General features: G+C 54.3%; 3 protein-coding genes and 3 pseudogenes. 5 read left to right on the forward strand and 1 reads right to left on the reverse strand.

Translation table 11 applies throughout. The annotated features are described in order from the left end of the window. From ACIQWO_RS27195 to ACIQWO_RS27210, 4 genes and pseudogenes are all read left to right on the forward strand, one after another. Positions 1-582, forward strand: a pseudogene (locus ACIQWO_RS27195) (hypothetical protein); the annotation flags it as partial. Next, a complete protein-coding gene (locus tag ACIQWO_RS27200; protein ID WP_402830821.1) occupies positions 554-1,252 on the forward strand; it encodes a hypothetical protein in 699 nt (232 codons plus the stop codon). The pseudogene ACIQWO_RS27195 and the gene ACIQWO_RS27200, both read left to right, overlap by 29 nt. 357 nt (positions 1,253-1,609) lie before the next feature. Continuing rightward, positions 1,610-2,359: a carbonic anhydrase gene (locus ACIQWO_RS27205; RefSeq protein ID WP_402830822.1), complete on the forward strand. Its 750-nt coding sequence runs from the start codon at positions 1,610-1,612 to the stop codon at positions 2,357-2,359. Positions 2,360-2,705: 346 nt separating this feature from the next. Next, positions 2,706-3,653 (forward strand): M15 family metallopeptidase, encoded by a 948-nt coding sequence (locus tag ACIQWO_RS27210; protein WP_402830823.1) that lies wholly within the window; start codon positions 2,706-2,708, stop codon positions 3,651-3,653. Positions 3,654-3,770: 117 nt separating this feature from the next. On the opposite strand, the pseudogene ACIQWO_RS27215 reads toward ACIQWO_RS27210, so the two are convergent. Beyond that, positions 3,771-4,102 (reverse strand): annotated as a pseudogene (locus ACIQWO_RS27215) (IS66 family transposase); the annotation flags it as partial. 1,515 nt (positions 4,103-5,617) lie between these two features. Here ACIQWO_RS27215 and ACIQWO_RS27220 point away from each other — a divergent pair. Then, positions 5,618-6,471: pseudogene (locus ACIQWO_RS27220) on the forward strand (autotransporter); the annotation flags it as partial.

Below are 6,471 nucleotides of genomic sequence, written 5' to 3' on the forward strand. Positions count from 1 at the left end.
GTAGCGAACATTGGGTTTGCCAATCGGACCGTTGTTGGCGAGAGCGCGCTGATTCGTATTGGAAGCTCGAAAGGTGACGGTGGTTTTGTTGAAACCTCGGCCAAGACGCTCACGATGCTCGGCAAGGTGAATGCGACCAGCGCGGGCAAGGCCGGTGAGTGGTTGATTGATCCAACCGATGTCACGATCAGCACAAATGCGACTGTCAACGCCACGAATAGCTCGAACGTCTGGGGCGTGAGCGGCAACGATGCCGTGATCACCAACGCATCGATCGAGAGTGGTCTGAATAGCGGTGCGAACGTCACCGTCACCACCAACAGCACCGGTACCGCCGGGGGCAACATCACCGTCAATGCCGGTATTACTGGCACCGGCAACGGTTCTCTCACGCTCATTGCCGACAGGAACATTTCGCTGGCCGCACCGATTCTTCTTTCGGGGGGGGAGCAACGCCCGACTCAATCTGAATGCGACCAATCTGAGCTCATTGGCAGGTGGCACGATTTCGACCACAGGAGGCCTGACGCTCAATATCTCTGGCATTGGCCAGATGAATGGCGTGATCTCCGGCACGGGTGATCTGAATGTCAATGGCACCGGGACCGTCACACTCGGTGCCAATGATACGTACTCGGGCAACACCTCAATTAACAACGGTACATTGGTCGTTGCCGGAGGGGCTATCTCCGGGTCTGGTTGGGTGAGTACTGCGGTAAATGGGACCCTTCAGGTCGGTAATGGTACCGCCAATGGTGCACTGGCGGCACTCTCCGGCGCCGGCGGCCTATGGAATTACGGCAATCTCGTATTTAATCAGGCGAGCGGAAACACCACCGTCATTAGCATAGCGCTTGGAAACCGCAGTACGGGTAATGTTACGCAAAGCGGTGTGAATACGACCGTTAGTCTTGGCAATAACATAAACACCGGAGGAATAAGCGCACTTTCGGATACCACCAACTGTACGTTGACCTCAGGGAGCCAGCGCACGGCCATTGCGATAATCGAGAAGGCCAGCGTGACAATTTCCGGCCTGTCGGCAAGCAATAAGGTCTATGACACGACGACTAACGTCGATATCTCCAGTCAAGGCACAGCCACCGCACAATTGGGCAATGCATCCGCAGCCAACGGTTCGTTGACCTCGTCGACAGCGTTTGGGGATTACACGGTTAGTGGATCCTTTGCAGATCCGGGGGGGGCGGCTCTCGAACCGTCAAGCTCAAAACAATCCTTGGAGACACGGTGAACTATACGCTGGCGCCCGGTTGCCAGCGCGTGACCAACGCAATCATCGGGGAAGCCAATGTCACCGTCCCGGGCGCGTAGCCATGGAACAACGGTCTATGACGGCACCACGACGCGCCAGAGTCCTGGTTGCCGAATGTGACAGCCAATGGCGCGACTCTGACTCACTTCGTAGCAGGTCTTGCGAACACGACGGGTGTGTTTAGTAATCCCAATCCGAGGAAACAGCGGGTCAATTTGACAACAACATTGACCGATACCGCTAACTACACGTTAGCGTCCACTAGCCAAAACACCAGCAAGTCCATGATTGTTGGGTGATCGAAAACTGTGCGCATAATTTGTTGGAGAGCGACGAATGTGTGATTCAAAAACCTGTATGGAAGTTACGGGGGCATCGACTCGTCGATTGTTCCTGCACAAGACGGGCGCGGTGGCATTCGCTGCCGCCATCGGTAGCGTGATGTTCGGCCATCCTGCGGTCGCAGCGGAGGTCACCGCGCTTCCCAAGCCGCAAAATAAATTGTCACCTGATGATGCGGTAAGGCACATGATGGATGGAAATGGGCGGTATGTATCGGGGGGGACCCGGCGTCACGATTTTGCTAGCGAACGGGAGGCACTCAACCATGGGCAGAATCCTTACGCTGCCGTGCTGAGCTGCTCAGACTCACGGATCGCGCCAGAATACGCGTTCGATAGTACGCGAGGCGATCTGTTTGTCGTGCGTGTCGCAGGCAATTTAGTGAACGACGACGTTATGGGTAGCCTTGAATATGCTGTCGCGGTTTTGAACGTGCCAGTTATTTTTGTGCTCGGTCACGACAAATGCGGCGCAGTGGACGCAGCGATCAATGTCTCAACGAAGGGGACGACCTATCCCGGAAAGATACAGTCGCTGACGACAAAAATTCTGCCAGCGGTGAACAAGGTAAAAGGCAAAGCTGTTAACCTGCTGGATGCGGCGATCGCGCAGAACGTTCGCGATAGCATGGTCAATCTACGCGAACAGTCGGCGATCATTCAAGAAGCCGAAAAATCGGGGCGTCTGAGAATAGTCGGGGGTGTCTACCGTCTGCGCACTGGTGCGGTGGAGCTCCTCGGATGATGAATCCTTTCGGGGGCTCCTCCTATGCCGATAATGTGAAAGCAATCGCGTCCACATACTGCATGAGGTGACACACTGCCTCATTTTCCTGGCAGTTAGTTCTCGGGCGAACAGCCCCCTGAGAACGACGCGCAAGCCTGACCGAAACGCAATGGGTCTCACCGCTCGCACGAGGAAAAGCAATGCGGGGCAGCTTTCACCGAAGTCACACAGTGTCCCGCACTTGTCCAGGCAAAAGAGCGTACCGAGATTACATTTAAGTGCCACGCCAGCGTTCAACGGAGGTCAGGCCGCATCAATACTGTCTGCGGCGGTGATTTCGATAAAGCAACTCGGAGGATTATTAATGCGATACATGATTGGGGTAGTCACCGCAACAATCTTGTTGGCGACGTTAGCAGTCGTCACACACGCGCATACCGCCGGCCCAAGTTTTCCAACCATCGAACCGATCACTGACCGTGACTGCGAAATCATGGCGCAAAATTACACCTGGCAGCCTGACAATCCGGTCGCCTGCAAACGCCTGAGGGCCATACTCTTCAGCTACTCCTCAGACGAAATGCTCAAGACAGACGGAAAAATCGTGGTACTCGACTTGATCGCCCCGGAAGTCGCCAAATTGATGCATGACCTTTCAGAGCGAGGCTTCTATATTAAAAAATCAAGGCCGTTGGAGGAATACAAAGGTGATGACATCGCCTCTATGAACGACAATAACACGTCTGCGTTCAATGGCCGCCGGACGGTAACAAGCAGCGGTTGGTCTCTGCATGCTTATGGTGTTGCCATCGATCTCAACCCACTGCAGAACCCTGTGATTTATCCCAATCAGCAAGAAGATCCCTTGGGAAGTATCGCGCACGGAATGGTCGTACCAGGAAAGCCGGGCACTGCCTTGATTCGTCCAGCCGCATCGTCTAACGCGAACAACAACTACCTCAATCGAAACATCTATCGGGCACGCCCCGACGAAGACGGTTTTTACCGTCGGGGCATGGCTGAATCGGTGGCCGATCTGTTTGCCTACTATGGCTTTCTGACCTGGGGCGGATACTGGAATGATCCGCTCGATTATCAGCACTTCGAAGTTGGCCCGAGAAGCTTCGTTGAGCGCCTGTATGCGATGGACTCTCCAGCGAGCACCAATCCCATTAACGGGCGTGTGCGATTCATTCAATACGTGGACACCTACAGGCGTTGTCTTGACGCCAACCGGCACAATGCCTCCGACGCATCGCAGGTGCGAGCGTACTGTGCGCGAGAAACAATTGCGCAGTTTTCAATGGAGTGATGCCTGCCTGCGGCAAGGGTGCGTGAACAGTGCAACGATTCGCACGTGACCTTTCGCGGCATCGACAGGCTTGACGACTTCTTCTGGACCTGCGCCGACGGTCACCATAACAGGGATATGGAGCCGACTATGGGGCAGGGCATACTCGAGGTAAGCACGCGGGTTGATCCCGTTGAGCGTGCAGGTCCCGATCAAGCCTACATCGCCGCTGCCCGGATCGAGTTTGACACCGTCACGTTCGGCGATCTGCGACTGCCGGTACAACAGGGTACGGTCGGCGTACTTCGCCACCGGGATATCGACCAACAGGCTCGGATGCGAATGCTGCGCGCGATCGGCAGCCCCGGCATCGGTGCCAGCGAGATGCGTTGGCCACACGGACAGACCGTCTTGTGCCAGATCGTGCGAATCACCTTGAACATGGCCGCTACCCGGACCAACTGCTCGGACTCGCGCTTTGGCCAGCAAGGCTCGCGGGGTTTCAACATCATCAGGCCGTTCGACATACGGTACAGCCTACGGATCCTCTGCGCGGCTTACAACATCGAAAGTGGCGCCGTGCTTAGATGGATTTTGCCGCTCTCGGCCTCCTGCCAAACGAAGCGCACGTCTTCGAGTCCTTGGACGGCAGGCACAAACCGTTGGCTGTGGACCACAGCACTTTCAACGTATCGCTACGACGGCCTCTGAATGAACGGCCGTCGCCGCGCACCCCGGCAGGGACATCGGTCCATACGCGTCGGCCAGATATTGCCGGTGTCACTTAAAGTACGTTGATGGTGTTGGCCCGGGCGATTAGCGCCGTCGACACGCCCGATTCATATGACTGCTCAATGAGGCGTCGCTTGACGTCGACCCGGAAGTTATGTCGCTTGTATCCTTCGCCAGTCCACAAGATGGTGGCAATCCACAGCCCGAAAAACGTCACGTCCTTATAACTTCTCTTCCGTTGTCCTACGCTTCTCGTAATTTGAAATCAACTCGGGAATATATGAAATATCCATGGCCACAATTCAGATCGAATTGTGGGTTAATAAACGCATCATGAAATTTAGATTTTTTTCTATTTCACTGACAATCCGGTGAGCTCATTATTGAGCTAACTTAATGTAGAATTTTTTTGAAAATATTCTGCCCTCGAATGACGGGAATTATCAAAGATTTCACGGGTGACTTGTGCGATGAAACTATTTCGCAGATTAATTTTTACGATTCGAATATTGGTGGTTATTGTTTTAATTGCAGGTCATGGTACTTCATTTTCTGAAGTTCTGCACTTCGAGCAATTGCTTCCCGAGGATGCGGGGATGTACATTGTGAGGCCAAATTCTGACGATTTCTTAAAACAAAATCACGTATCGAGTGATAAGACTTGCTCCGATGGCTTCGTTATGGGGGGGTACTGTTCTGCGGATACTCCATTTTTACGCATATTATTTGCTTACGTGAATAAAATTATCGGACGCTGTTTTTACGTGATCGAATTCGTTGAGGGGAAATAGATAATTTGTGATTTGATTGTTTCATTTTGTTGTTAAATTGATTGAAATGCAATTGGTCGTTGCTAATCGTGAGTTTATCTGGGCCGAATGCGTCAGTGGCACGGCCGATCAGTCATTTGTGGCCTGCGTAAGTGCGCATCGAGGAGAAATCTGTGAGGCTTCTCCATCCTCGGTACAGCACTCGATTTCTGCGTTTTGTTGTACGGCCTATCTTTTTCCGGCGGCGCGTCGTCAATCACCCTCGAGGTGATTTTCTTTAGGCGATGCGTGTTTTTTGCTGATCTCCTATTCCATCACGTCAAATTGCTCATGCGTTTTCGTCCGTCTTGCCCCCTCAGCCCCTCTTCCAAGCATCGTTTGACGGTCCGCCACCGATTAAGCGCGTGTGCGCTGAGTGTCAGTTTGGCCGTTCCCGTGCTCGCGGCAGCGCAAAGCGCTGGTATTACGGGTCTCGGAACGGGGATGGACGTGAGAGAAGTCAACGTGAGCGCTGACGACAACGTGGTGACTTGGACCAATCGTTCAGGCACGAGTTTCCGCACCTTTCGTTGGACGCTCTCGGGTGGGGCGCAGGATCTCGGGGGCGTCACCAGTTCGGACGACTTCAGCATAGGGGGGACCAACACCGATGGAAGTGTCGTGGTCGGTGCTGCAACGAACGGGAGCCAAAACCAGCAGGCGTTTCGATGGACTGCCGCCAAGGGCATCCAGTTTCTCAATGGTTTCCCGGCTGGGACAGGCCGCTCCTTAGCTTCGGCAGTCAGTGGTGATGGGCAAGTGATTGTTGGACTTTACCGTAGATCAGACGGGTATGAGCTCGCATACCGTTGGACGGTGGCCTCCGGCTTTCAGGATCTTGGCGCGAGGTCTTACTCAAGCGGTACAGGGGCCAATGATGACGGTTCGGTGGTGGTAGGCTTTTATAATGACACGGGGCCTGAGCTCGCCTTTCGATGGACAGCCGGCACGGGTATTACGTCGTTGGGCGTGTTGTCTGGAGATAACGAGTCCAGAGCCTACGCGGTGAGTGGGGATGGCAAGGTGGTGGTTGGTACTTCTACGAAGGGTACGGAGGAGCATGCCTTTCGTTGGACTGAGAGTGCCAACACGCTGGAAGCTTTAGGCACACTAGGTGGCAAACAGTCTTGGGCCTACGGCATTAGCCGTGACGGTAAGGTCATTGTCGGGAGCGCACAAAAAGCCGATGCCACCTGGCAAGGCTTTCGATGGACCGAGGCCGCCAAGATGCAGTCCGTGGAGGCGTGGCTGCAGGCTAACGGCGTGACAGTGCAGGGCGTCCAGACGGAAACCGCCAC

This window comes from Pandoraea sp. NPDC090278 (assembly GCF_044772185.1).
In the GTDB taxonomy this organism is placed as follows: Bacteria; Pseudomonadota; Gammaproteobacteria; order Burkholderiales; family Burkholderiaceae; genus Pandoraea.